Origin of the sequence: Sphingobacterium sp. UBA7855 (assembly GCA_002500745.1) — a bacterium.
Classification (GTDB): Bacteria; Bacteroidota; Bacteroidia; order Sphingobacteriales; family Sphingobacteriaceae; genus Sphingobacterium.
Genome location: DLST01000006.1, coordinates 24749 through 49827 on the forward strand (window position 1 = coordinate 24749; position 25079 = coordinate 49827).

A 25079-nucleotide genomic window follows, 5' to 3' on the forward strand; every position below is an offset into this window, starting at 1 on the left:
ATAATGATGGCTAAAAAATCTTATTTATTGCTTATAACACTTTGTTTTTACCTGTGCTGCTGCTCGAAAAACAATGCCGAAATTATTAACGGATCTGCTGAGGTGCAGTCTTTGGATGCGGCATTTATGCAAGTGTCAAAAGCTGCGGTTGCAGGAACTACGTACGAGGCAGAGGTGTATCTTCCGTATGCTGGTGGTAATGGGGCAGCCTTTGAAAATGGAGCGTCCATTGCTTCAACGGGTGTGTTGGGCTTGACGGCGACTTTGCAGCAAGGGCGTTTGGAAAAAGGCTATGGTTCATTGCTGTATAAAATAAGTGGTATCCCGGCACAGGCGGGGACAGCATCTTTTAATTTAACTTTTGGTGGTAAATCGAATGTTGTTGCGCTCGAAGTCAATCAAAAAACTGATGCTAGCATGCTTTACTGGGGATTCTTTGATGACTCGGGGACGCCGATGTCTTTCTACAACGGCTTTGGTAAGAATCCGAGTATGGCCATGATGTTTAATGGCTGGACTGCGGATGGTAGTCGCGAATTTCCTTCGGCATTTTGCCGGCAAGCTTCCGCAGCGGGCTATGTACCACACGTAACCTGGGAACCCATGATGGGCCTCGATGAATTGATGTCCGGAAAATACGATAACGACATCAAACGCTATGGGGAAGCATTGGCCAAATTTGGTAAGCCGGTCGTATTGCGATTTGCGCACGAATTTAATGGGGACTGGTATCCCTGGAGCATGCAGAATGATCAGGTGGTACCCGTAGCTACGTATATCAAAGCCTTTCGCTATGTGCACGATAAAGTGCGCGCGGCAGGCGGTACAAATGCACGTTGGGCCTGGGCACCTAATAATGCCAATGGTAATAAAAATCCGCAATCGGTAGAATCCTACTACCCGGGTGATGATTATGTGGATTTGATCGGTATGGACGGATACAATTTTGGGACCTCTCAGAGCTGGTCTACCTGGCAGTCCTTCGCGCAGGTTTTTGGTCCACTTTATAACAAATTAACTACTGCTTTCCCGAACAAACCTATTTTTATTGCTGAAATGGGATGTTCTTCGACAGGCGGTGATAAAGCCGCATGGATCAACGATATGTTTGTGCAGCTGGAAACGCAGTTTCCAAAAATAAAAAGTTTTGTATGGTTTAATATCAACAAGGAAACAGACTGGCGCTTTACCAACGGACAGGATGCGATAGATGCATTTAAAAACGGCTTAAGTAATGCTAGGGTAGGGGTAGACCCAACACTGGGTGGTGTGATCCAGTAAAGAATTTACATCAATAGGAATTACGATGAATTTATTTAAAATCTTCAATCAGCGAGAACAGTTCAGATCTGGATAGGTTGATCGATTTGTATTCCTATTCGAAAGGCAGCCTATCTCCTACAGATAGGCTGTTTTTGGTTTTAAAGAAGTGCCGACTGCATTTAATTAATTTCTTTGAAAACGATTGAGTAACGGGAACTGTTTACTGCTTGACATCGATTCGGTCTATAGGAGACGCTGCCCAATGTGGCGGATTTCCCTATGTCTATCTATTAAAGCGGATTTCCTTATAACGGATAGTCCGCTTTTTTCTTCGACTGAATACTTCTTTTTTCAGCATGGAAAAACAATTCCATTAAGATAGCTGTACTCTATAAAAATTTAAAAGATGAAGGATAAATCGCAAATGCAGAAAATTGCACGGTATGGTTTAGGTGCATTTTTAGTTGTGGCGGGAATTGGACACCTGACATTTTCTCGTAAAGAATTTCGGGCACAAGTGCCAGATTGGGTGCCGATCTCCAAAGACGACACCGTTGTATATTCTGGTTACGCTGAAATTGCCCTGGGAGCAGCACTCATACTGGCGCCTGCTAAACAGCGGTCGAAGGTTGGAAAAATTGCTGCTGCTTTTTTTACGGCTGTATTTCCTGGAAATATTGCGCAATATACTGATCGCCGTGATGGATTTGGTTTGGATACGGACGGTAAACGCCTGGCACGCTTATTTTTTCAGCCGGTGCTGGTAGCATGGGCATTCAAAAGCACAAGCGATACATAAATTCGAACAGTCTATAGCAGATCATTGTTTACGGAGCGTCCTCTGCGCAGGGGGGTAGCTTAAATGCATAAAGGTTGCTGGAGCTACTCCAGGCAACCTTTAATTTTTGTAATCTATTGCACGACGATTTGACCTGCCTAGATCCTGCTTTTAAACATATTTAATCGATTATTAACTTTCCTAGTTCCGAATTTCTCTTCGCATAAAGATGAAATAGGACCAAGCAAAGCAGATCATCATGGCTGCTGTAAGCCCACTGATCTGCGGCCATACCATCAGGAAACTCTCGCGAAAGGAAAGTGGAGCCGGAATGGCGCCAACCATCTGTTCCATGGCAATGGGGCCGAGGCTGCGTACCGATGGCATCAATAAGGTCGTAGTGGCATCGGTGTAAAGCTGGCTGGGCGATAGGCGGAGCAGGTTAAGGATGAGTTCGTTGTAACTCAGGTATTCCTGCTCTGAAATGTAATTGGGATTGGGTAAAAATGGGCGTATGGCCAAGTTGACCAAAATCGGAAAAAATACCGTAAAAAACAGCCAGATGCCGATGGCTGTCAACGCTGAAGTTGCTGGCTGCCTAAAACGAATGGAAAGCAATATCGACAGACTGAGCCAAAAGGCAACATATAGTATGCTGATCAGGGTGAATCCTAGGATGCGCAGGAGTTCCTGTGGTTCTATCCGCACACCTGTCCCAAGTAGTCCTCCCCCGATCATGAGCAAGACGAGTGCGGTAAACAGGGTGCTCACAACAATTAGTGGAGCAAGAAACTTGGAAATTAAAAGGCTGTCGCGGTAGATGGGCTGTGCCACAAGTCGTGTTAAAGTACCACTGTTATACTCGGAGTTAATGGCATCAAAGCCAAGGGCTATACCCAATAGGGGAGCCAAAAAATTCAGAAATACATGGAATGGAGGGATCGAGTTATCCGTCGTTGTAAGCAGCTTGAGGTAAAGGAATGACTGGTCGGGATCTTTCATATTACCGACAGCTTCTTTAAGTCCTGAAGATGAAACATACAGGGATGCGCCAAATGTCAGTACAATCAGCAGGATCAGCACGATAAAGCGCCAGCTGCGGATATGTGTGGCAACCTCCTTATTGATCAATACATTCATCATTTTTATAATTTACTATTTTCGAAATACGTATGATAGATTTGGTCAAGCGCATAATCATTGCGCTGTACGGAGACAATTGCAGCGCCATGCTGTACCAGGATGCGGACGGCATCGGCGGTGTTGTCTTTTTCTGATTTCAGCTTAATACTGTCACCTTCTAAAGAAAGAGTCCGAAGCCCGGGGAGTTCTTGGAGCGCCGCTTCAAAACGTTTACTGTCGCCACTTTTTTCGAGCATGATAACTGTACTGACGCCTTCTTGCTGCTGGAGGTTGTTGGCCAGGCTGTCGATGGAACCTTCGACCAGCAGTTTACCGCCGACAAAGATACCTACTCGATCGCAGACACGTTGCACTTGATGAAGATGGTGCGAGGAGAGCAGTACGGTCAGGTTCTGCTCTCTGCTGAGCTGTTTGATCAGTTCCAAAAATTCGTCCACACCTTTGGGGTCAATACCCAGAGTTGGTTCGTCGAGGATAGCGACGGCGGGTGCTTTGATGAGCACTTCCGCTAGGCCGAGTCGCTGTTTCATTCCACGCGAAAAGGCTGCGGTTTTTTTGTGCATTTCGTTTGCCAATCCCACTGTTTGGAGCATTTCCTGCGACTTAATGCGCGCTTGAGCTCTTGTTAGCCCATTGAGTTCCGCGATAAAACTTAAGTTTTCCAAAGCGGTCATTTCGGGATAAAAACCCACATTGTCGGGTAGGTAGCCTACCTTTCTTTTGACAGCGATAGGATTTCTTGTGGCATCATGTCCGCAGACGTAGGCTTTACCAGAGCTCGGCTCGGTAAGTCCGAGCATCATTAAGATACTCGTCGTTTTACCTGCTCCGTTGGGACCTAGAAGTCCAAAGATTTCACCCGGATAAATCTTTAGGTCCAAAGCGTCCACTGCTTTCGTTTTGCCATAGCTCTTTGTCAAACTTGACAATTGAATAATAGGATCCTTCATGTTGAGAGTCTTTGGGATTATCAAATCAGGATTTATCTTCTTCCATATTTTCGGATGAGGTAATAGATCAGTCCTATTGCCACGAAGATGACCAATAGTCCGATCCAGCCAGAGAGTAGCGAAGTTTTAACAATAATGCGAAACGAAAGATCTGTATTGCTGTTGGCGGACTTGACGTCGAATTTAGCCGCATAGTCACCAGCTATTGTTTTATCCGGAACTTTAAGATCTACTTTGACATCAACGGATTTCCCCGCTTCAAGTTGCTTGATGGTAGCCGGGGTGAATGTGGCTTCCCAGCGGGTGGGCAGTTGCGATCCCAATTCCAAGGTGTTGAGGGAAAGTGTTCCTGTGTTTTTAAGTTGCAGAACAATTTCTTTGTTACTGCCTGATACGACTTCGTCACTGAGCCTGCCGGTAGGTGTAGTCATCTCCAGTGCATAAGACCCCTTTACGACAGCTTCCAATTCCAGTTGGAAATTGTCTATCGGTGAAGTTGCTTTGAGCGGAATTTTATATTTATCGGGTTTAGCGGTAATTGGGCAACTAATTTCGATGCCGATTTCTTGCGTTTTACCCGGTTGCATCTGAATGGAAGTTACCAGCGATCCGTCTACGCGATAGCTGATCTGCCAACCTTGCGGTAGCTGTGCATCTAAGTTGTAAATAAGGGTCTGGCTACTTGCGTTGGTTAGCGTGGTGCTGTAGCGAAATGGTTCATTGCTGGGAGCTTCGATATTGAGCAACCTTGCTTCGAAGCTTGATTTGCTGGGAGCAGCAACCTGAGCTGAGAGATAAAAACTGTTTGCAAACACCACAAGTGCAGCAAAAAAAGGCCTGAAAGATAGACGTGGGCGTTGGTTTGTAATTAGTAATTTTGTAAACATGATCCAATAACTAAAATTTATGTTTTAAGATAGAATAATAGCTTTCAAAAAATGCCGGTTCGGATTCCTGTGATTTCTTCAGGAAAAAACCGTGGCCAAATTATAAATCGCTTGGAAGAAAATCAAGTTTTCCTTCAAATTTATTGTAAAAAATATGTTTGAATTCACCTGTGCTATTCCAGATTCAATGCCCGAAAAGCTTTTTTGATAATCGCTTTGGTGTTGTCTGCAAGTTCGTCCAAGGTACAATTGATGGATCGGACCGGAATTTGTATATCCGCTTCTTCATGGAGTAACAGGTCGATACGCAACAATCTGTTCGGTGTATGTTCCGTCGAACCGAGCAATTCATTGAAGAGTTCGTCGGCAATTTTGGGGCAGTTGCCAAGGTCAAAAGTAGCAAGCTTAAGATAACTATCCTTACAGGGAATATGCACTTCGATGCTATAATTGTTCAATCTTTTCATGATTTCGGTACGTTTGGAAAACAAAGAAGTTGGTCCCCGTTCTGGAGACCAACAGCATACTAGTTGGTATTATAGGACTTAGGATATGTAAATTGTTCGAGGTTCCTTTTGTTTGGCTTCCTCTTTTTTAGGAATTGTCAGTTTGAGCATACCATTTTCATAATGCGCCTCGATGTTATCCTGATCCACCACATCTTTTTGCAGCTCGAAACTCCGTTGGAAAGATTGATAGCTGAATTCCCGACGCGTATAATTGTCTTTTTGTTCTTCATGCTGTTCTTCCTTGGCGGAGGAAATGGTTAGAAGATTGCCATCAAGCGTAATCTTAAAATCTTCTTTGGCCATTCCTGGTGCTGCCACTTCAACTTCAAAGTTGTCGCCATTTTCCTTGATGTTTACTGCGGGGACCGTGGTGCTGGTAGGCGAGTAGTTTTTGTTGCCCCAGTTTAAAAGTTCACGGTTAAAATCATCAAACATGGGCGAGAACATCGATAAATTGTTCCAGTTTCTTTTTGCTAATTTCATGATAAACCTCCTTTTAATTAAGTGAAAACAACTTATTAAAATTATCAGCCGGCCGACTGTATCTGAATAATTGCAAAAAAAATACCAGTGTGAAAAAGCTGAAATTTTTTCATGAAAACTGAAATTTTTGCATTTTTACTGACAAAATTTAGGTAAAAGTTGTCCGTTAAAATAATTATATTCGCATCAAAGAGATCGCGTGACTAACCTAAGAAGATCGAATAAACCACATGGAAGAAAAGAAATTAAATGAATTGACCAATGAAGAGTTGTTGGTTCTCAAAAAGAAATCCAAATCCACTAAAGTAATCAATGCTTCGATCATTGGATTTTGTGTGGGTATCGCTGGATATAGCCTCTTCGTTGCCGGAATTACCTGGCCGACGATTTTTCCACTGCTATTGGCTGTAATTGCCTATAAATATCTTGGTAAAAATGAAAAAGCTGTGGACGCAGAATTGAAATCCAGAAATCTCAGTTAGAAAAAAGGAAAACGATTACAGTTTCGCTGTTGTTTAATTTTAAAACAACAGCTATGAGAAGAGAACAAATAGAAGCATGGATCGCGCAAGGCTACAATGTACTGGATCATCGTAAACCTAAAGTTGTGGAAGGTGATATCTGGGCGTATCTCAATGAGTGCGATGGCCATGGTACCGATGTATATGCACTTTCTGAACTGGCGAAATGGTCGGACGGCGAGCTTGCGCAGATGGAGCTGAAAAAATATGTCGATCAGTACGGGCAGATGGGCGAGAAGTTGTTTCTTCGTAATGAAGCGATCCGAAATAAAGAATTTGATAAATATAACGCCTTTTTGAAACTATTTTTTGTCGATAGTGTCGAAAAAGACATGGAGGAAGTCAAGTTTTTGGCTGATCGCGTAAAACGGGTGACTAAGGAAGAAATGGAACAATGGGTAGTGTCAAATTATGTCAATGTGCTGCTATCCGATCTCCATTGTCTGGACTATGGCGCTATTATCAACGGCATGGTACTTCCTTCAGAAGAAGTGTTTATGTATACAGAAAATGGTCTCAATGAAACCATAGATTGCCACGTAGCCCCGATGGAATATTTCTCCCATACTGATCATGAAGATTACTGGATCAACCCTATTGTAAAGAAAGCGTTATAGCTGTATATTATAAAGATTAAAATATATTATATATCTGCTGGTATGTGACATCGTTATTTTTGTAAAGTTATGACGTGCTGAAATTGACAGAGCAATAGCGCTAGATGATGTGCCGTTGCTCGGCAGCTACCGCCAATGTATGCTGCAAGTCTACAACCGCTCCGATGACGATTATCGCCGGATGCCCCATGTTATGTACTTTGCTTATCATGACAAGATCTTTGACTTTGCAGCATACTTGTTTTTGCTGTGGCAAACTCGCATGCTGTATAATGGCAGCTGGTGTTTCCCCTTTTCCGTATAGTACGTAGGTGCGTGCGATTTCGTCGAGTTTACGCATTCCCATATAAATGACTACGGTCGATCTGCTTTGAACGGCGAGCGGCAGATCGGCAGAAAGTGTTCCATCTTTTTTCATACCCGTCAATGCCCATACCCCTTCACTTACACCACGGTGTGTTAGCGGAATGTCGTTGAGTCCAGCGCCTTGCATGCTGCTGATGCCCGGAATGTAGCTGATGTTAATAGATCGGTGTTGTACGGTAAGCCATTCTTCAAAACCACGTCCAAAAAGATAGGGATCTCCGCCCTTAAGTCGTACCACTCGTTCGAATTTGCTACAATAATATAAGATAAGTTCATTTATATCCTGCTGTGGGACGTATTTTCCATAAGGATGTTTTCCAACATAGTGTATTTTACAGTTTTTGTCTGCTATTTGTAGGATTTCCCTATTAATTAAGTTGTCATATAAGAGTACTTGAGCATTTTTTATCGCTTTATAAGCTTTTATTGTCAATAATTCTGGATCTCCAGGTCCGGAACCTACTATAAATAGGGTTTTTTGCTTTAAATTCTCCATTTTATTTATTTTTCAATCGTTTATATCTATAAAAATAATAAAAAATATGATAAAAATCATGTTTTAATGTATTTTTAATATGTTTTTCATGAAAAAGTGCTATAAAAATCATATTTATTTTGATTTTTTAATTTTTTATTCCATAAATTAGTCTTGTTGAAACTAGAAATTGATTATTATACAATAAAAACAGGGTCATGGATAAAAAAAAGGTTGTTATTGTCGGAAATGGGATGGTCGGTAATAAGATTTGTGAAAAATTAAAGCAGAAATCGAATGATTTAGATATCGTTGTCTTCTCGGAAGAGCAAATTCGAGCCTATGATCGTGTGCATTTGACTGATTATTTTAAATATTCTTCAGTTACAGAACTTTTTTTGTTGAAAAATGAGTGGTACACTGAAAATAATATAGAAATCCATCTAGGTGATCCCGTTGTCGGTATAAATGTTATAGAAAAAGAAGTTGCATCTCTAAAGGGGATTACCGTGAAATATGATTATTTAGTTTTTGCAACAGGTTCTGCACCTTTTGTTCCTCCAATACCTGGTATCGACAAAGAAGGTGTATTTCTCTACCGTACAATTGAAGACCTGGAATTGATTAAAGCATATGCGGCTAAAGTCAAGACAGGTGCAGTTATGGGCGGGGGACTTTTAGGACTGGAAGCGGCTAAAGCATTGGTAGACCTTGGTCTTAAAGAAACGGCTGTGATTGAATTTGCCCCGCGTCTGATGCCCCGTCAGATTGACGATAATGCCAGTAAACTTTTGCAGCATAAGTTAACAGCATTGGGTTTGACTTGCTTCTTGCAAAAATCCACAAGCCAGCTGTTGGGTGATCATCATCTCACTGGAATCGCTTTTAACGACGGGACCTCGCTGGAGACAGATCTATTGGTAATATCTGCTGGTATACGTCCCCGTGATGAGCTTGCCAAGAAAATAGGCCTTGCGGTCGGCGAGCGTGGCGGAATACGAGTTAACGCACAGATGCAGACCTCGGATCCTGCGATTTATGCAATCGGCGAATGTGCCTTGGTGGAAGATATGGTCTATGGACTGGTTGCACCGGGTTATGAGATGGCGGAAATTGCGGCGGCTCATATCGTAGGTGATATCAAATCCTTTAAGGGGTTTGATATGAGTACCAAGCTAAAATTGATGGGAGTTGATGTAGCGAGTTTCGGAGATCCTTTTATCAGCGAACCTTATGCGCATACGATCGTACTGGAGGATCGCAATAAGGGGATTTATAAGCGGTTGAATATCAGTACAGACGGTACACGCCTACTGGGCGGGATACTCGTCGGAGAAGCTGCAAGTTATAACATGTTGCTTCAGACGGTTAATAATAGTTTGCCGTTGGCAGAACACCCAGAACTTCTCCTTTTTGGGCAACAGCGTGACAGTAAAGCGCCTTCTTCTGGTCTGGAAGCTCTTCCGGATGATGCATTGATCTGCAGTTGCGAAGGTGTCACCAAAGCCGCAATCTGCAACGCGGTGGCCACAGGAGATTGTGAAAATGCGGATGCAGTAAAGAAATGTACCAGAGCGGGGTCGGGATGTGGAGGTTGTATGCCTATGGTCAAAGACCTGGTCAACTACACCATGAAACAGCAAGGAAAATATATTCGGAGTACCATCTGCGAGCATTTCGACCTGAGTCGCCAGGAACTTTATGACCTGATCAAGATCCACGAACTGAAAAGTTACGATCGGGTGTTGGATGCACTGGGACATGGGCATGGATGCGAAGTCTGTAAGCCTTTAATCTCTTCCTTGCTTGCCAGTCTCTGGAATGAAATGATTTTGGGAAAGGGCAATGATGTGGCTCAGGACAGCAATGACCGTTACCTGGCCAACATACAGAAGGGCGGGACGTATTCAGTTGTTCCGCGTATTCCAGGAGGTGAAATTACCCCCGATAAACTGATTGTAATCGGGGAGGTGGCTAAGAAATACAATCTGTATACAAAAATTACTGGTGGACAGCGCATCGACCTATTTGGTGCACATCTCAATGATTTGCCCTTTATCTGGGAAGAGCTCATTACTGCAGGTTTTGAGAGTGGACATGCTTATGGTAAGGCGCTTCGGACCGTTAAAAGCTGCGTTGGAAGTACCTGGTGTAGGTTTGGGCTGCACGACAGCGTTTCTTTTGCGATAAGGATAGAGGAACGTTACCGTGGGCTCCGCGCGCCACATAAGATTAAATCAGCCGTTAGCGGCTGTATACGTGAGTGTGCCGAGGCTCAGAGTAAGGATTTTGGAATCATTGCGACCGAAAAAGGATGGAACCTCTATGTTTGCGGCAATGGCGGTAGTAAGCCGCAGCACGCGTTATTATTGGCATCGGATATTGATAGCGAAACGTGTATTCGTTATATAGACCGTTTTCTGATGTTCTATATCCGCACTGCAGACCCGCTGACACGAACGGCTACCTGGCTCAACAAAATGGAAGGCGGAATAGATTATCTCAGAAATGTTGTGGTAGGGGATAGTCTGGGGATGGGTGATACGTGGGAGCAGGATATGCAGCTACTCGTCGACAGTTATCGCTGCGAATGGAAAGCAGCTGTCGAAAATCCTGAAATTCGAAAACGCTTTGTTCATTTTGTAAATGCACCTGATGAGAAGGACGATACTGTTCGCTTTGAAAGTTTTCGCGGACAGAAGAAAGCCGCCGATTGGAACATTAGGACTTATTAAATAGCGAATCGCTAAACTTTTTAATGAAATCATATGAGTACGAAAATTGACATGCAATGGCTGAAGGCTTGCCGGATAGAAGATGCCATTGAAAACGGGGGAGTCTGTCTTAAATTAAACAACGAGCAGGTCGCACTATTCTATTTCGCCCGTCGCAACGAGTGGTATGCTACACAGAATGAATGCCCGCACAAGCGGCAGATGATTTTAAGTCGCGGAATGCTGGGGTCTTTGGGAGAAACGCCTAAAGTCGCTTGTCCGTTTCATAAAAAAACCTTTGCCTTAGATACAGGTGAATGTCTTTCGGGAGAAGAATGCGCAATAAAGACCTATCCGGTAAAGGTGGAGAACGGGAGTGTGTTTATCGGAATGACCGCTTAGGTAAAAAAAAGTTAATCGAAAATCTTATTAAACAAAATACGATGGATTATATCAGCCCCAAAGAGGTAGCAAGTGCGATGATGAACACCGCTATCTACAAATCTTCGCTTCCGATCAAAGACCTCTTGATACGGGGAGCGCTGTCAGGTGCCTTACTGGCAATTTCAGTTACTCTTGCCCTATTGGCTACTTCCCAGACCGGGTTGGGTTTAGTTGGTGCATTTGTTTTTCCAGTAGGATTTGTGATTATTGTCATCCTCGGTCTCGAACTGGTGACGGGAAGTTTTTCCTTGGTACCATTGGCGTGGTTTGAAGGAAAGATCAATTTTAAAGCGATGGTCTCAAATCTTTTCTGGGTTTTTCTAGGTAATTTACTGGGTAGTGTACTCTTTGCGATTTTGTTTTGGGCTGCGAGCACGGAGACTGGTCAATTGAGCCAGCTTGGAAACATCGAACATAGTCTGATGCTAATCAGTGAAAAGAAAACACTTGGATACAGCGCCCATGGTGCTGCGGGTTTGTTTTCGGCTTTTGTCAAAGCCATTCTATGTAATTGGATGGTGTGTATGGGTGTGGTGATGTCCATGACATCGAAGTCTACGCTTGGAAAGATATTGGCGGCAGGTATTCCGATCTTTATATTCTTTGCTTTAGGTTATGAGCATGCTGTGGTCAATATGTTTGTGATTCCCGCAGGAATGATGTTTGGAGCAAAAGTAACGATTTCCGACTGGTGGCTGTGCAATCAGCTGATTGTTACGGCTGGGAACATTGTCGGTGGACTGCTCTTTACTGGGATGGCCATTTATTACACGTATCATCAAAAAGAAAAAGTGTCGACTTCGCAAACTTAAATTTTATGGATCAGATGAAAAAACTGTTGACGGTATGCTTGCTGTTAATGATTAGCAGTCAGATGTATGGTCAGGAAAAAATAGTAAAAGGCAGTCTATTTGAAGGAATTGTTGTGGCAGGATATGCTGACCATGGTGCCTACATCAATTGTACGGGGCCAGCGTTGAAATATACATTCGCACCCAAGAGCTGCCTATTGGTCGGTTTATTGCCTAGCTTAAAGCTGAAAGAAGATAAGGTTGATCCGGGGAAGCCAAAGAACTCCTGGATTACGCCCTCTCTGGGATTTGGTTTAACAGCTGTATTCCGACATATTGCCATTCAGTTGCCAGCATTCTATACCGCAAAAACGAGTGCTGCTGATGGTAAATGGAGGTTGGGAGTCGGTATGGGGTATAAATTTTAAGGTGATGTATTTTTAAGGGAATATATGATTTGGGGAGTCGTTAGCCGTCATGGACGGTTTCGCTCCCCTATTTTTCTTCAGATAGATCCTGTAGAAGCTGGAGGTTTTTAATAAAAATATCTTTTTTGTCCATCATGATGGCTCCTAATTCGATAAGTTCGCTCAGTGTACGATATACGGTCTCGTACGTAGCGCCTACGTAGGAAGCTAAGTCTTTTTTGCTTAGGGATAACCCAATATATCCATCCTTATGTTCCTCGCTGAAAATACGGTGAAGTAACAATAGGCTCCAGGCAAGGCGATTTTTAACAGGAAGTTGGGTCAGTTGGGTCATCTTTTGTTCAGAAAGATGTAGTTCGTCGGCAAAAAACAACATCAACCGGTAACTCAGCTCAGGATTTATGCGTAGTGTGGACAGGAAGAACGGCATCTCCACGAAGCAGAGCTGTGACACTTCCAGGGTTGTTGCAGAAATAGGGTACACAGTTTGTTCGGTACTGACCCCACGATGACCGACGATATCTCCTTTTTTTGCAAATCGTACAATGGTTTCTTTATCCCCGAGATTGCGATGGACTTTGACGAGTCCAGACTGGACAAAATAAATACCCTGAACCGATTGCCCTTCGGTGATAAACTGTTCACCTTTTTTTAATTTGATATTCTTCCGATGAAGGTCGATCTGTCCGAGCCAGTCTTGTAAGACATAACGGCACATAAGGCAGGAGTGGTCGCAGGTATTTACTTTTTTCGATTTCATCAAAATCTAATTTGTATAGTGAGACGGTATTTTGTCGGTCCAAAGGTATTACCTATTCGCTTAAATTCCTATATTACCTTTTATAAAAAAAGGTATATAGGATGTTTTAAGGTCCGAATATATGGAATTCGATGAACAATTGCATCTGAATTTTAATGGGTGCGTTGTTAACACATTCATTTGAAATCAGCATTTATTGTTTTCTTCGGTTTAGTGTAAAGACCAATAGTATTATGAAGCTAAGGACTTATTTAATTTTTGTTGCTTTTTGTTGTATGTTGACGCTGTTTTTATCCTGTGGCTCCAAAGAGAAACAGCGGGAAAAGGAGTTACGGATTTTGTTCAGTCGCGAATTCGTTGATGAGCAGTATGGTCAAGAAAGTTACTTGAGTGATTCTTATAGAAATCATGCGGTTGATTTTTTTGCGGCCAAGAATGATACAGTTCCATTAGCGAAATGGGATATTCTTCTTGATGAAATGGATAAGTTAAAGCGGTACAAACCTGAAATGAATGATATGGGGCATAAACATAATTATTGCTCGAATCTAGAGATTGAGTTTTTTGATCATGAAAAATCCTTATGTCAATTATGTTTGAATCCAGATAATAGAACTTTAAGGCTGAATTATTTGGTGTATGAGCCTTCTCCTGAACTGATTTCTTTTTTTGGTCATTATATTTCGGCAGATTCGACAGCTCTGGCTTCGAGTGGAAAAAGCAACTATGTGAAAAAAGTAATGTTTAATGATCGGAGTCTAAAGTGAACGCGGCGAACCAACACCAATGGATGCGCGGGAAGCGAATTGCTTAAAACATAAAAGGTTATATAGTTATGGTGAAAAGAAGAGAGGTAAAGATTTTACAACTGTTTACTGTTATTTTTTGTGTGTTTTTTTTGAGTTGTAGCCATCATGTCGAAAAGAAGCTGGAGGCAGTAATTGATGATCCCAAAGACTTGGAACTGCCTCGGAACGTAGCTGATTCGCTTTGGCGTCAAGCAATTAATGCAGGAGATTTCAAGGCTTATAATGAAGTGTCTAATAATTATTGGCTTCTCTTAAAAATGCCTGAGTTATATTATTATGCCCAATTGATGGCAAATAGACACGAATGCCCAGAAGCTTATATGGATCTTTATGATATGTTTTCATGGGAAGAAACGATAAATGGAATCGAGCTTGCAGGCAAGGATAGTATTTCTAGGAATCAGTCCCTATTTTATCTGCTCAAGGCTTATGAGCTCGGCGAAGAAAGTGCGCTTTCTTATGTTCATAAAGAGTTTGGACATCGTGTTCGACCTCCAAAATCGATTACCTATTTAAAGAAAATTCAAAAATTCTACGAAGAAAAAAAATGAGTGCGATGAGTTTCTGTTAGCCCACCTTAAACCGTTTGGGGTATTCGCCTGTGGTATCTAGGCTGAAAAAATCATCGAATTTTTCTTGAGGTGTATGGGCATAATAGTCGTTAATTAGCCCTAAAAATCCTTCGAGGTTAGGTGTAATAACATTCCGGTCATTGTCTTTATTCCAGTATTCAATCAATTGACCTGCCTGTCCCGTAAAGATTCCACCTAGATCATAGCAGATGTAACTTCCACCGCCGTTGTGGAATATAGGGATCCACCTTTCATTCTACCAGTTGTCGATTTCAAAGTCCATACCAATCATATTTGTCAGTTCCTGCGCTGTCTGGAGCGCCTCTTCTAGTGGGATGAAAGTCGAATTGTTAACAAAGGCTTCATAACTTGTATTGCGTTGCCCATTTTTCCAGCGATAGAGCGCTTTAAGATCATGAGGTATCTCAATATCATATTTCTGTTCAAGGGCCCTAAACTCTTCTGCCGATAACGGGGATTGTAGATCGGTATACAGTTCAGGTCTTAGCTTTTGGATATAACTTTCTAATGTCGCTAGCGTCTGTTGCATAATCGTCGATTTTTTATGCATTCATAAAGTTAGTCATAATTGCCTGAGTATGCGAATTATCATGTGCGCTAGGGATCGTCAGAAAAGTTAAAAATGTTAATAATTATTTAATGGGAATTAGTGTAAATTTATGTCAGCAAAGAGCTGTAGCTATGTTCATCATTGGATAAAACGATAGCGGATGTTCAAATGTTATTTATGCAGTTATCCTTTTTATAATTTACTGAATACGGATGAAAAAGATCGAACTAGTCCCACTCGTTGGGATTCAAATTGAAGGTATTGGTCAGGTTAATCTCGGTGCGGGCCGTGCTGAAGTTCAAAGTGTACTTGGTACTCCTTCAGATGCGCTGGACGACCAATATTATTATGATGAACTCGAATTGAGACTTGATTTTAATGATCAGGGAACATTGGAATTTATAGAAAGCATCAATGGACCCAATCCGGAAAAAACGGAGATCAGTATCTATGGTGTTAATCCATTTCAGCTGGAAGCGACTGAACTTGTAACGATCTTAACGGATAAAAACCAGGGTGAGGTTGATGATGCCGAAGCGGGATACTGCTATACATTTTTAAATAGCTCTGTTGGTGTCTGGCGACAGATTACTGAAGAGGATGTTCAGGAGGAGATTGAGGAAATCAAAGCCGATGGCGAATACGAAGATAATGCGGATATGCTATTGGAGGATCTTGAAAAATCAAAATTCTTTTGGACAATCGGCATTGGAGTAGCGGGATATTACGCAGATTAAATTGAAGTAATTTATTGAAAAAATTGCCTAAACTCCACAGGGCTTTGTTGGGTGTTTTTTTTGAATATCTTACTAAATGATTGCGGATGCTCGAAACCTAATTCATAGGCAATTTCACTGATGGACAGGGAGCTGGTGCTCAAGCGCAATTTGGCATACTCGATCATTTTGTGCTGAATATGCTGTTGGGTGTTTTGCTGTGTATAGATACGCAACAGGCTGCTGAGGTAGTTGGGCGATAAATTAAGTTGCTGCGCCAGAAAGCCAACCGTTGGAACTCCATTTTTCTGTAGCATATCCTGTTTGAAATGTGCTGCGAGCAACTGCTCAAATTTGGTGACCAGCTCCTGCGTGGATCGCTTTCGGGTAATAAATTGCCGCTCATAGAATCGCTCGGCATAAATAAGCAGGCGCTCAACCTGTTTTAGAATCAGTTCGCGGCTGAATTTATCGATATTAGACTGATATTCCTTTTCAATATTCTGTAGAATGTCGACGATTACGGATTCTTCTTTGTCGGAAAGAAAAAGCGCTTCATTGACTTGATATTGGAAAAAATCATACTGGTGAATATGTTTTGCCAATTCGCTGTTCCAGAGGAAATCGGGATGGATCAACAGGATCCATCCACTGGGTTGCGCCACTACTTCCTGATTAATTTCCACCTTTAAAAATTGTAAGGGTGATACAAAGGAAAGAATACCCGAATCAAAGTCATAGTGCTGCTGACCATAGTTAAATCGGGCATTCACATTTCGCTTTAAACCGATCGAATAAAAATGTTGTATCCAATTCAATTTGTTGTCATTAACAGGATAATGTACCTGACTATAGTCCACTAAGCTGATTAACGGATGCTCTGGTTTGGGCAGACCGCAAAAGCGGTGAAATTCCGACAAGGAATGAAAGCGAAATGTATTCTCCATACTTGTAAATTTACTTATTTTCTTTTTTATTGGCAGATAGCTTCCTTTTTATACACAAAATGCGATGTTTTATTCGGCTGATTCGTCAAAACCGGTTGATACTGTATAACTTTTCCACTTTTCAATCTCCGCTGTCAACATGTTGATTTTATTTTTTGCCAGTTCATAAGCATCCTGGCCCATCAGTAAATGGACAGGAGGTTCTTGCAGTTTGCTCACTTCGATCAATAGTGTTGCGGCTTTCTGTGGATCGTTAACCTGATTTCCATTAATCTCGTGTTGGTGTGTGGCTTCGCTTTCGCGGGCGGTAATGTACGCAGCAATTGGATTGGCTGCGGTTTGTAGGGAGCCTTCGGATAGAAAGTCGGTTCTGAAGTATCCTGGGTAAACTACAGTTGTATGTACACCAAAAGGTTCCATTTCGGTCGCTAGGGCTTCGCTAAAACCAGCTACTGCGAATTTCGTGGAACAGTATACACCAAAGGCTGGGTAATTACCAACCAGACCGCCGATCGAAGCTATATTGAACATGTGTCCCGATTGCTGACGGCGCATATGGGGCGCAATGTGGCGGATGACATTTAGTGATCCAAAAACATTGACCTCAAAGTTGCGGCGGGTTTCTGATTCGCTCAGTTCTTCAAGTGCGCCGGTCTGACCATAGCCAGCATTATTGACGAGCACATCAATTCTTCCGAAATAATCAACAGCCGAAAGTACTGCGCGGGCAACATCTTTGTCATCCGTAATGTCTACTTCTAGCGGTAGAAAGTTTTCCACGTCACCAATTTCATTTTCCAGCGCCTTTTTTGTCCGCGATGTGGCAACGACAAGGTAATCTTGCGCAAGCAGCTCTTTAACTAAATTGAGACCTAACCCCTTAGAGGCACCGGTGACAAACCATACTTTTTGTGATTTCATGTGTTTCTGTTTTTAAATAAAAGAATAGTACAAAGGTGGTGAATCGCTGCACGACAGATGTAGGCAGATCAACGAATGTTGTAGCCATATCGGGGATAAGGTGTTTTTTTTTCTTTAAAACAATTTTTGCTTTAGCGTGCTTTATTTAGGAGTGATATCAATACTATCAAGACTGGTATCTCAAAAAATGGTTGAATTCTAAAAAAGTTGATATGTTACAAAAAAATGATGTTGCACCCGATTTTACCTTGTATGCAACACCGGATCAAAAAATTAAATTATCGGAATTTAAAGGACGTAATGTGATACTGGCATTTTATCCGGCAGACTGGAGTCCGGTCTGTAGCGATCAAATGGCGCTGTATAATGAAATGCTCAAGTATTTTAAGAAGTATGATGCAGAGATTATGGGTATCTCGGTCGACAGTAAATGGTGCCACATGGCATTTGCAGAGTCGCGTAAGCTGCATTTTCCGCTCTTAGCTGATTTTGAAGGCAAAGGTGAGGTCGCTAAGCAGTATGGTGTTTACGACGAAGAGGAGGGTGAGTGCAAACGCGCGCTCTTTGTAATCGATAAAGAAGGTGTCATTGCCTGGAGTTACTTGTCGCCAACCGCTGTCAACCCAGGTGCTGACGGTATAATCGAAGCGTTGGAAAATCTTAAAACAAACTAATTATGTCATTAAAACCAAACGTCAGCGAAGCTGATCATATACTGGGCAACGGTCAGGCAGATCTCACCATTGTCGAATACGGAGACTATCAATGTGCACATTGTGGAAAAGCTCACCCCGTTATAAAAGCGATGATGAACGAACTTGGAAGTCAGATCCGGTTTGTCTTTCGCAATTTTCCCTTATCAGAAATGCATCCTTATGCCAAATCTGCGGCACTGGCGGCCGAGGCAGCGGCGCTTCAGGGTAAATTCTGGGAAATGCATGATGCTATCTTTGTAAATCAGAATTTACTGAATGACCAATGGCTACTGGATATGGCTGAGCAGCTGGATTTAGACATGGACAAATTCAGATCGGATCTAAAAGATGAGTCGTTAGTAGACCGTGTGGAAGGAGACTTTGAAAGTGGTATGATGAGCGGGGTAAATGGAACCCCAACCTTTTTTGTCAATGGCCAAAAATTTGACGGCGGAGCGGAAGATTTGGTACGCGTGCTACGCGAACAGTAAGGGATTATATAAACAAGAACATAAATAAATTACGCATTATGGCAGTATTAAAAATTAAAGACGGAACAGAAATTTATTATAAAGACTGGGGTACAGGACAACCCATTGTATTTCATCATGGTTGGCCTTTATCCAGTGACGATTGGGATGCGCAGCTGATGTTTTTCCTCCATAACGGATACCGTGTAATTGCGCATGATCGCCGTGGGCACGGGCGTTCGACACAGACGGCAGATGGGCACGAGATGGATACTTACGCATCGGACGTTGCACAATTGGTGGAAGCGTTAGATCTAAAGGATGCGATCCATATCGGCCATTCGACGGGCGGAGGAGAAGTTGTTCGCTACCTCACCAATTATGGTACAAAGCGTGTTTCAAAAGCTGTTTTGATCAGTTCGGTTACACCTACGATGGCCAAGAGTGCGTCAAACCCCGACGGTGTACCTATGGAAGTCTTCGATGAAATAAGAGCGAATACTGCCAAACATAGGCAACAATATTTTCAGGACTTTACCCTTGCTTTTTATGGCTATAACCGGGACGGGGCGGATGTAAAACAAGGCGTAATGGACAACTGGTGGCGACAAGGAATGATGGGAGGTATAAATGCTCAATATGATTGTGTCAAAGCGTTTTCTGAAACCGACTTTACTGAGGAAATGAAAAACTTAGAAATTCCTGTACTTGTCCTGCATGGTGAGGATGACCAGATCGTACCGATCGATATAACAGGTAAAAGGGCTGCACAGCTTGTAAAAAATGGTACTTTAATAACCTATCCGGGTTTTCCACATGGAATGCCTACGACAGAAGCAGAAACCATCAATAAAGATATCCTGGCTTTTATTCAAGAAAATTAAATCAATATACTTTCCTGGCCGAAAGGTATGGATATAAACAGTAAGAACTGCTCGCAAATGGGCAGTTCTTTTTCGTTTGTATTACCTAAAAACTAAATTTATGTGAAATATTTCTCTGCATAATCTGTTTAGCAGTTGATATTGGTGATATTAATTAAATATTTATTAACATTAACGTAAATTATAAACCAAGTCAAAGTACCAACTTTGGTGCAAAATTCTAAACCAGACTAAAAATGCAGAAGACATTACTAATCAGTATGGCATTGGGTCTATCTTATCCCACATGGGCTAACGTAGAGCGTAATCATGTCAAATTGGCTAAAGAAGCGCAAGATGTTGCAGTTCAGATGACCGTAAGAGGGGTGGTCAAAGGCAAAGATGGCATCGTGTTGTCCGGAGTTACTATCACCAATTTAACTACCCAAAAAACCACCTCAACAAATGGTGCAGGTCAGTTTGTGATCGAAGCCAGTGTAGGGCAAAAACTCAAATTGACAGGCATAGGCTACAGTGAAAAAATCGTCGGTGTGACAGGTGGACAGATCGACGTCACCATGGAATCCAAAGACACTGCGCTTGAAGAAGTCGTGGTGGTCGGTTATGGTACGCAGAAAAAAGTGAATCTGACCGGTGCTGTAGACCAGGTGGGGGCAGAAGCTTTTGAGGGACGCGTGCTGGGCAACGCAAGCCAGATGCTCCAAGGGGTCATTCCCAACTTAAATGTAACCCCGGCAGATGGTAAACCCAATCGGGCGCCAAGTTTCAATATCCGTGGTACAACTTCCATTGGTCAGGGGGGGAGTGCACTAGTCCTTATCGATGGTGTTGAGGGTGATCTTTCAGCGATCAATCCCAATGATATTGAAAGTGTAACCACACTGAAGGATGCTGCTTCATCGGCAATCTATGGTTCTCGGGGAACGTTTGGTGTTGTACTTGTCACAACCAAACGTGCCAAGTCCGGAAAAACTTCTATTAGCTATTCAGGAAGTGGTTCTTTTCAGAAACCGATCGCTTTACCCAAATTTGTGACGGATGGCTACGAATATGCTTCGCATTTCTTTACAGCCTATAATGCCTGGAACAATTATTCCTCGATTCCAAGCAAGCTCAACAAAACACAGATCTTTACAACAGATTGGCTGGAAGAATTTAAGAGAAGAAAAGAACAGGGAATTACAGAGCAAGTGACGGTAGATGATAAGGGTAATTATGTTTACTACGGTAATGAGGATTATTACGGTACGTTGATCAAGGACAATACCTTTGTCCAGGATCATAATCTCTCTATCAGCGGTAATTCCGAAAAAATGGATTACTACATTTCTGGTCGTGCTTACGATTATAATGGTATGTACCGCTACAATAGCGATAAATATAAAACCTATAATACGCGTGCAAAAGCTGGCCTTCAGGTTACCGACTGGTTGCGGATCAGCAACAACATCGATTTTAATTATGCCAAATATAGAGACCCATCCACTGCTGGTGAAGGTGGAAATATCTGGCGCAATATTGCCGATGAAGGCCACCCTTCTTCGCCGATCTTTAACCCTGATGGATCTTTGAGCTTTTCTGCAGCCTATACAGTAGGGGATTTTATCTACGGTAAGAATGGTACAAATACGGCCAATCAGGATCTCCGGAACACCACTTCTTTCGAGACTAAGTTTTTAAACAATACGTTCCGCGTAAAGGGGGATCTGACTTTCAGAAATCGTGATTTTAGTTCAGTAAGGGTTCGTGTGCCCGTCCCGTATAGTACGCAGGAGGGAAAAATGCTGCGGTTGGAAACAAGCATGAATGATAATATTTATCAGGTAGACCAACGCTACCGTTACTTGTTCGGAAATCTTTACAGTGAATATGAACGTACAATAGGTGACCATTACTTTAAAGGTTTGCTCGGCTATAATTATGAGCAGCGGACTTATAATTCAACGTATATCACCAAGACCGGTCTGCTTAATGACGACGTAGAAAATATCAATCTGGCCGTAGGGCAGAATACCACAGCAACCGCGGGATATAATAAATACCGCAATGTCGGGGTATTTATGCGTGCCAATTATATCTTCAAAGACCGTTATCTTTTTGAATTTAATGGCCGCTATGATGGTTCGTCCAAATTCCCGACCAACCAACGATGGGGATTGTTCCCGTCTGCATCCGTAGGCTGGCGTATATCGGAAGAACCTTTCTTCCAGGTGGATAAAAAGGCGCTGTCTGATCTGAAGCTAAGAGCGTCCTATGGTTCTTTGGGTAATGGTAATGTGGATCCCTATTCCTATCTGGATATCTATGAAATCAAGATTATGGACCGGGTGATAAATGGTCAGAAACCTTCCTATACCTCGGTGCCTAAAGTTATTCCGGATAACTTAACTTGGGAAACTGCACGTACGGCCAATCTAGGTCTCGATCTATCTTCGTTAAATGGGAAATTAACCTTTACCGGAGATATCTATCAGCGCAAGACCCTCAATATGTATACCCTTGGTGTGGCGATGCCGGATATTTTTGGAGCGGAGTCACCAAAAGGGAACTATGCGGATATGACTACCAAAGGTTTTGAGCTGAGCTTGACTTATAAGGATAGATTCGATCTGAACGGTAGTCCTTTCAATTGGTCCGTTAGGGGTACTTTGGCTGATTATAGATCCAATATAGACCGTTATGAGAATAAGGAAGGCTTAATTAAGGACGGTTCCTATTACGAAGGACAGCGGATTGGTGAGATCTGGGGTTATGTAACCCAGGGATTATTCCAGAACCAGGCGGAGATTGACGGAGCAGCAAAACAAAAACTGATCAAATCGTCCAACAATGGGACGATCTATCCGGGGGATGTCCGTTTTACGGATCTCAATGGCGACGGTGTGATTGATTATGGAAACAATACGATCTACAGCCATGGCGATAGAACGGTAATCGGTAATGCCGATCCACGGTATATCTATAGCTTTAACCTTAATTTGGATTGGAAGGGGATCTACCTTTCTTCATTTTTCCAAGGAGTAGGGAAGCAGAACTGGTACCCGAGCAATGAGTCGATTTTCTGGGGACAGTACAATAGACCTTATAACAATTTACCGGAATGGCATCTCAATAATTATTGGACAGCAGATAATCCGAATGGCTATTTCCCACGTTATGCCGGTTATAACGAGTCTATTAAAACCACCCCCCAAACGAGATACATACAAAATGTGGCCTATATTCGGATGAAAAACTTACAGATTGGGTATAGCTTTCCTAAGTCTGTGACAAACCGATTAAAGATCAGTAGCCTTCGTGCAGGCCTATCGGGTGAGAACCTATGGACCTGGTCACCGCTTTACAAAAAGACGAAGGATCTCGATGTCGGCAACTTGGGCAAATCGGACCCGGAAATCGGAACAGGCTCCGGTGACGGATTTAATTATCCGATCATGAAGAGCATCAGTTTTAATTTATCTATTGGATTATAGTTTTATATTAACATGAAAAAATTGTTTTATATACCCGTTGTTGCACTTTTGTTCAGTTCTTGTGAACTGAATGAGCTTCCAAAGGCAGGGGCTACCGAAGAAGATATCTTTGGCAGTGAAAGTGGGTTGAAAAATTACAGTAACTCCTTCTATCGGAATATCACTTCAGGAAGTGACGCATATAAGGGCGATGCAATGGCCGATTATTCGGCCGTAAATAGCCTCAATGATTTTATGGTCGGTGGTGCGTATAGCGCAGAAATCAGTTCGGGCTGGTCGTGGACGACTTTACGCAATATCAACCAATTGATAGCTAAATGTAATAGTCCGAAATTGAGCGATGCCATCAAAAATAACTATATCGGCTTAGCCCGCTTTTTCAGAGCTTGGTTCTATTATGAGAAGGTAGTTCGTTTTGGCGATGTGCCTTGGATAGATCACCCTTTGGCTGTTGATGAGACGGATATTCTTAAAGCACCACGGGATTCGCGCGAAGTGGTCATGAAGCACATCATGGAAGATTTAGACTTTGCCTACGCCAATATCACCAATACGGGGGGCGACGGTAGTACGGTTAATAAATGGACAGCACTTGGTTTGAAGACCCGAATCGCGCTGTTCGAAGGAACATTTCGTAAATACCAAAAGCTCAATTTGGCTACACAGCCGGAAGTATTCTTCCAGATGGCGGTAGACGCAGGCAAGATTTTAATGGAAAATGGGCCTTATGGCCTTAATGTCTCGGCAGATCCTAAAACATCACAGCGACAGTTGTTTACCAGTAATACGCCAGTGACAAAAGAGGTCATGTTGGCCGTAACTTTCAGTAAAGATCTTGCGCTTTTGAACGACGCCAACTGGTGGTGGACATCAGCGACCTACGGTCCACGTTTAAGTTTAGTAAGGCCTTTTATCAATAGTTTTTTGAATGTTGACGGTACTCCTTATACGGATAGACCGAACTTTCAGACTGAGGAATTCTATGAGGAATGTCAAAATCGCGACCTGCGGCTGGCACAGTTAATTCGCACACCGGGTTATTCGCGTAATGGACAGCCGGCACCCCCAAATTTTGCGAGTTTCACTTATACAGGTTATCAGCCGATTAAGTATACGTTGGATGATTCCTATTATGACAACGGCGGGTACAATACCAATGCGGTGCCGCTAATGCGTTATGCGGAGGTGTTGCTAAATTATGCCGAAGCGAAACAGGAACTGGGTACGTTCAATGATGCGGATTGGTCGAAAACTATTGGAGCATTACGCTCAAGGGCTGGAATAACAAGTGGAACGAATACACTGCCAACCAAAGTGGATACCTACTTGAAAAATACATTTTTCCCCGAAGTCAATAGTCCCGTGCTTTTAGAAATACGTCGTGAAAGACAGGTGGAATTAGCCCTGGAGGGCTTCCGTTTCAATGATTTGAAGCGATGGAAACTTGGACCATTGATGGCCAATTTGCCTTGGACAGGTATTTATATTCCAGCGCTGGATAAATTGATCGATATCGATCATAACGGTACGCCTGATGTTGTGTTTTATGACGGCAGTAAATCTGCGCCTTCGATCACTGTCCCGGCAGGAGTAGCCAAAGTGGCTATCGGGGGCAAAAGTACCAATTTCCAGACCATGACTGCAGACAATCATCTAGAATGGTTTAAGGCTGTGAAGCGTACTTGGGATGACAACAACAAGCAATACCTTTACCCAATTCCGTCTGCAGCGATTGTGCTGAACGGAAATCTGACACAGAATCCGGGTTGGAGTAAATAGGCATTATTTGATCCGTTCGCTAATCATAAAGCCCCTTGCAGTATGGCATGGGGCTTTATGATTAGCGTTTCCTGAATGAGTTCGGTGAAAATATTAAACTGATATAAATCAGC

At 42.6% G+C, this 25079-nt stretch carries 24 protein-coding genes and 2 pseudogenes; 16 read left to right on the top strand and 10 right to left on the bottom strand.

The genetic code is table 11. The features are described 5' to 3' along the window. Positions 1-3 precede the first annotated feature (3 nt). Positions 4-1281 carry a glycoside hydrolase family 26 protein gene (locus B2107_RS04010; protein WP_293953360.1) on the top strand — a complete coding sequence of 426 codons (1278 nt, stop codon included), beginning with the start codon at positions 4-6 and terminating at the stop codon, positions 1279-1281. A 388-nt stretch (positions 1282-1669) separates the two neighbouring features. Further along, positions 1670-2062: a DoxX family protein gene (locus B2107_RS04015; protein ID WP_293953362.1), complete on the top strand. Its 393-nt coding sequence runs from the start codon at positions 1670-1672 to the stop codon at positions 2060-2062. 180 nt (positions 2063-2242) lie between these two features. Here the strand turns inward: B2107_RS04015 and B2107_RS04020 are convergent, their stop codons facing one another. The 5 genes from B2107_RS04020 to B2107_RS04040 form a co-directional block, all read right to left on the bottom strand. Next, a complete protein-coding gene (locus B2107_RS04020; protein WP_293953364.1) occupies positions 2243-3184 on the bottom strand; it encodes an ABC transporter permease in 942 nt (313 codons plus the stop codon). Positions 3185-3186: 2 nt separating this feature from the next. Continuing rightward, complete coding sequence (locus tag B2107_RS04025; protein WP_293953366.1) at positions 3187-4134, bottom strand: ABC transporter ATP-binding protein; 948 nt, start codon at positions 4132-4134, stop codon at positions 3187-3189. 32 nt (positions 4135-4166) lie between these two features. Then, a complete protein-coding gene (locus B2107_RS04030; protein ID WP_293953368.1) occupies positions 4167-5021 on the bottom strand; it encodes an NEW3 domain-containing protein in 855 nt (284 codons plus the stop codon). Between the two features lie 173 nt (positions 5022-5194). Further along, positions 5195-5488, bottom strand: coding sequence for a hypothetical protein (locus B2107_RS04035; protein ID WP_293953370.1), 294 nt, complete (start codon positions 5486-5488; stop codon positions 5195-5197). 78 nt (positions 5489-5566) lie between these two features. Continuing rightward, positions 5567-6013 carry an Hsp20/alpha crystallin family protein gene (locus tag B2107_RS04040; protein WP_293937581.1) on the bottom strand — a complete coding sequence of 149 codons (447 nt, stop codon included), beginning with the start codon at positions 6011-6013 and terminating at the stop codon, positions 5567-5569. 230 nt (positions 6014-6243) lie between these two features. Between B2107_RS04040 and B2107_RS04045 the strand changes: the two genes are divergently transcribed. Then, on the top strand, positions 6244-6495 hold the full coding sequence (locus tag B2107_RS04045; RefSeq protein WP_293953372.1) for a hypothetical protein: 252 nt from the start codon (positions 6244-6246) through the stop codon (positions 6493-6495). Between the two features lie 53 nt (positions 6496-6548). Next, positions 6549-7151, top strand: coding sequence for a hypothetical protein (locus B2107_RS04050; protein ID WP_293953374.1), 603 nt, complete (start codon positions 6549-6551; stop codon positions 7149-7151). A gap of 100 nt (positions 7152-7251) precedes the next feature. Here B2107_RS04050 and cobA read toward each other — a convergent pair whose 3' ends face one another. Beyond that, positions 7252-8013, bottom strand: a complete 762-nt coding sequence (gene cobA, locus B2107_RS04055; protein ID WP_293953377.1) for a uroporphyrinogen-III C-methyltransferase — start codon at positions 8011-8013, stop codon at positions 7252-7254. A gap of 197 nt (positions 8014-8210) precedes the next feature. On the opposite strand from cobA, the gene nirB reads away from it, so the two are divergent. The 4 genes from nirB to B2107_RS04075 are packed head-to-tail and all read left to right on the top strand — an operon-like array spanning position 8211 to position 12369. Further along, positions 8211-10727: a nitrite reductase large subunit NirB gene (gene nirB, locus B2107_RS04060; RefSeq protein WP_293953379.1), complete on the top strand. Its 2517-nt coding sequence runs from the start codon at positions 8211-8213 to the stop codon at positions 10725-10727. A gap of 33 nt (positions 10728-10760) precedes the next feature. Next, on the top strand, positions 10761-11108 hold the full coding sequence (gene nirD / locus B2107_RS04065) for a nitrite reductase small subunit NirD (protein WP_293953381.1): 348 nt from the start codon (positions 10761-10763) through the stop codon (positions 11106-11108). Further along, positions 11042-11962 (top strand): formate/nitrite transporter family protein, encoded by a 921-nt coding sequence (locus tag B2107_RS04070; protein ID WP_293953383.1) that lies wholly within the window; start codon positions 11042-11044, stop codon positions 11960-11962. The genes nirD and B2107_RS04070 overlap by 67 nt, the downstream gene beginning before the upstream one ends. 5 nt (positions 11963-11967) lie before the next feature. After that, entirely contained in the window at positions 11968-12369 is a 402-nt protein-coding gene (locus B2107_RS04075) for a hypothetical protein (protein WP_293953385.1), read from the top strand. A 67-nt stretch (positions 12370-12436) separates the two neighbouring features. Here B2107_RS04075 and B2107_RS04080 read toward each other — a convergent pair whose 3' ends face one another. Next, entirely contained in the window at positions 12437-13129 is a 693-nt protein-coding gene (locus tag B2107_RS04080) for a Crp/Fnr family transcriptional regulator (RefSeq protein WP_293953387.1), read from the bottom strand. 233 nt (positions 13130-13362) lie between these two features. On the opposite strand from B2107_RS04080, the gene B2107_RS04085 reads away from it, so the two are divergent. Both B2107_RS04085 and B2107_RS04090 read left to right on the top strand, forming a co-directional pair. Then, positions 13363-13896: a hypothetical protein gene (locus tag B2107_RS04085; protein ID WP_293953389.1), complete on the top strand. Its 534-nt coding sequence runs from the start codon at positions 13363-13365 to the stop codon at positions 13894-13896. A gap of 68 nt (positions 13897-13964) precedes the next feature. After that, positions 13965-14489 carry a hypothetical protein gene (locus B2107_RS04090; RefSeq protein ID WP_293953391.1) on the top strand — a complete coding sequence of 175 codons (525 nt, stop codon included), beginning with the start codon at positions 13965-13967 and terminating at the stop codon, positions 14487-14489. Positions 14490-14505: 16 nt separating this feature from the next. Here B2107_RS04090 and B2107_RS04095 read toward each other — a convergent pair. Beyond that, positions 14506-15081, bottom strand: a pseudogene (locus B2107_RS04095) (SMI1/KNR4 family protein). Positions 15082-15293: 212 nt separating this feature from the next. On the opposite strand from B2107_RS04095, the gene B2107_RS04100 reads away from it, so the two are divergent. Then, complete coding sequence (locus B2107_RS04100; protein ID WP_293953393.1) at positions 15294-15818, top strand: hypothetical protein; 525 nt, start codon at positions 15294-15296, stop codon at positions 15816-15818. Positions 15819-15853: 35 nt separating this feature from the next. Here B2107_RS04100 and B2107_RS04105 read toward each other — a convergent pair. Further along, positions 15854-16744: pseudogene (locus B2107_RS04105) on the bottom strand (helix-turn-helix domain-containing protein); the annotation flags it as partial. 69 nt (positions 16745-16813) lie between these two features. Further along, positions 16814-17665, bottom strand: coding sequence for an SDR family NAD(P)-dependent oxidoreductase (locus B2107_RS04110; protein WP_293953397.1), 852 nt, complete (start codon positions 17663-17665; stop codon positions 16814-16816). A gap of 212 nt (positions 17666-17877) precedes the next feature. On the opposite strand from B2107_RS04110, the gene B2107_RS04115 reads away from it, so the two are divergent. From B2107_RS04115 to B2107_RS04135, 5 genes are all read left to right on the top strand, one after another. Further along, the gene (locus B2107_RS04115) at positions 17878-18339 is read left to right on the top strand and encodes a redoxin domain-containing protein (RefSeq protein WP_293953399.1); all 462 of its coding nucleotides are present in this window, start codon (positions 17878-17880) and stop codon (positions 18337-18339) included. A gap of 2 nt (positions 18340-18341) precedes the next feature. Further along, a complete protein-coding gene (locus B2107_RS04120; protein ID WP_293953401.1) occupies positions 18342-18851 on the top strand; it encodes a DsbA family protein in 510 nt (169 codons plus the stop codon). A gap of 38 nt (positions 18852-18889) precedes the next feature. Continuing rightward, positions 18890-19714 carry an alpha/beta fold hydrolase gene (locus tag B2107_RS04125; protein WP_293953403.1) on the top strand — a complete coding sequence of 275 codons (825 nt, stop codon included), beginning with the start codon at positions 18890-18892 and terminating at the stop codon, positions 19712-19714. A 236-nt stretch (positions 19715-19950) separates the two neighbouring features. Further along, positions 19951-23187, top strand: a complete 3237-nt coding sequence (locus B2107_RS04130) for a SusC/RagA family TonB-linked outer membrane protein (protein ID WP_293953405.1) — start codon at positions 19951-19953, stop codon at positions 23185-23187. Positions 23188-23199: 12 nt separating this feature from the next. Beyond that, the gene (locus B2107_RS04135) at positions 23200-24966 is read left to right on the top strand and encodes a RagB/SusD family nutrient uptake outer membrane protein (protein ID WP_293953407.1); all 1767 of its coding nucleotides are present in this window, start codon (positions 23200-23202) and stop codon (positions 24964-24966) included. Positions 24967-25079: the final 113 nt, after the last annotated feature.

Bases quoted from the DNA above. Each gene is read 5' to 3' on its own strand.
- B2107_RS04125 (WP_293953403.1), top strand. From the start codon at position 18,890: ATGGCAGTATTAAAAATTAAAGACGGAACAGAAATTTATTATAAAGAC.
- B2107_RS04040 (WP_293937581.1), bottom strand. From the start codon at position 6,013: ATGAAATTAGCAAAAAGAAACTGGAACAATTTATCGATGTTCTCGCCC.
- B2107_RS04070 (WP_293953383.1), top strand. From the start codon at position 11,042: ATGCGCAATAAAGACCTATCCGGTAAAGGTGGAGAACGGGAGTGTGTT.
- B2107_RS04030 (WP_293953368.1), bottom strand. From the start codon at position 5,021: ATGTTTACAAAATTACTAATTACAAACCAACGCCCACGTCTATCTTTC.
- B2107_RS04080 (WP_293953387.1), bottom strand. From the start codon at position 13,129: ATGAAATCGAAAAAAGTAAATACCTGCGACCACTCCTGCCTTATGTGC.
- nirD (WP_293953381.1), top strand. From the start codon at position 10,761: ATGAGTACGAAAATTGACATGCAATGGCTGAAGGCTTGCCGGATAGAA.
- B2107_RS04025 (WP_293953366.1), bottom strand. From the start codon at position 4,134: ATGAAGGATCCTATTATTCAATTGTCAAGTTTGACAAAGAGCTATGGC.
- B2107_RS04015 (WP_293953362.1), top strand. From the start codon at position 1,670: ATGAAGGATAAATCGCAAATGCAGAAAATTGCACGGTATGGTTTAGGT.
- B2107_RS04100 (WP_293953393.1), top strand. From the start codon at position 15,294: ATGAAAAAGATCGAACTAGTCCCACTCGTTGGGATTCAAATTGAAGGT.
- cobA (WP_293953377.1), bottom strand. From the start codon at position 8,013: ATGGAGAATTTAAAGCAAAAAACCCTATTTATAGTAGGTTCCGGACCT.
- B2107_RS04020 (WP_293953364.1), bottom strand. From the start codon at position 3,184: ATGATGAATGTATTGATCAATAAGGAGGTTGCCACACATATCCGCAGC.
- B2107_RS04075 (WP_293953385.1), top strand. From the start codon at position 11,968: ATGGATCAGATGAAAAAACTGTTGACGGTATGCTTGCTGTTAATGATT.
- B2107_RS04115 (WP_293953399.1), top strand. From the start codon at position 17,878: ATGTTACAAAAAAATGATGTTGCACCCGATTTTACCTTGTATGCAACA.
- B2107_RS04010 (WP_293953360.1), top strand. From the start codon at position 4: ATGATGGCTAAAAAATCTTATTTATTGCTTATAACACTTTGTTTTTAC.
- B2107_RS04120 (WP_293953401.1), top strand. From the start codon at position 18,342: ATGTCATTAAAACCAAACGTCAGCGAAGCTGATCATATACTGGGCAAC.
- B2107_RS04135 (WP_293953407.1), top strand. From the start codon at position 23,200: ATGAAAAAATTGTTTTATATACCCGTTGTTGCACTTTTGTTCAGTTCT.
- B2107_RS04085 (WP_293953389.1), top strand. From the start codon at position 13,363: ATGAAGCTAAGGACTTATTTAATTTTTGTTGCTTTTTGTTGTATGTTG.
- B2107_RS04045 (WP_293953372.1), top strand. From the start codon at position 6,244: ATGGAAGAAAAGAAATTAAATGAATTGACCAATGAAGAGTTGTTGGTT.
- B2107_RS04110 (WP_293953397.1), bottom strand. From the start codon at position 17,665: ATGAAATCACAAAAAGTATGGTTTGTCACCGGTGCCTCTAAGGGGTTA.
- B2107_RS04130 (WP_293953405.1), top strand. From the start codon at position 19,951: ATGCAGAAGACATTACTAATCAGTATGGCATTGGGTCTATCTTATCCC.
- nirB (WP_293953379.1), top strand. From the start codon at position 8,211: ATGGATAAAAAAAAGGTTGTTATTGTCGGAAATGGGATGGTCGGTAAT.
- B2107_RS04035 (WP_293953370.1), bottom strand. From the start codon at position 5,488: ATGAAAAGATTGAACAATTATAGCATCGAAGTGCATATTCCCTGTAAG.
- B2107_RS04050 (WP_293953374.1), top strand. From the start codon at position 6,549: ATGAGAAGAGAACAAATAGAAGCATGGATCGCGCAAGGCTACAATGTA.
- B2107_RS04090 (WP_293953391.1), top strand. From the start codon at position 13,965: ATGGTGAAAAGAAGAGAGGTAAAGATTTTACAACTGTTTACTGTTATT.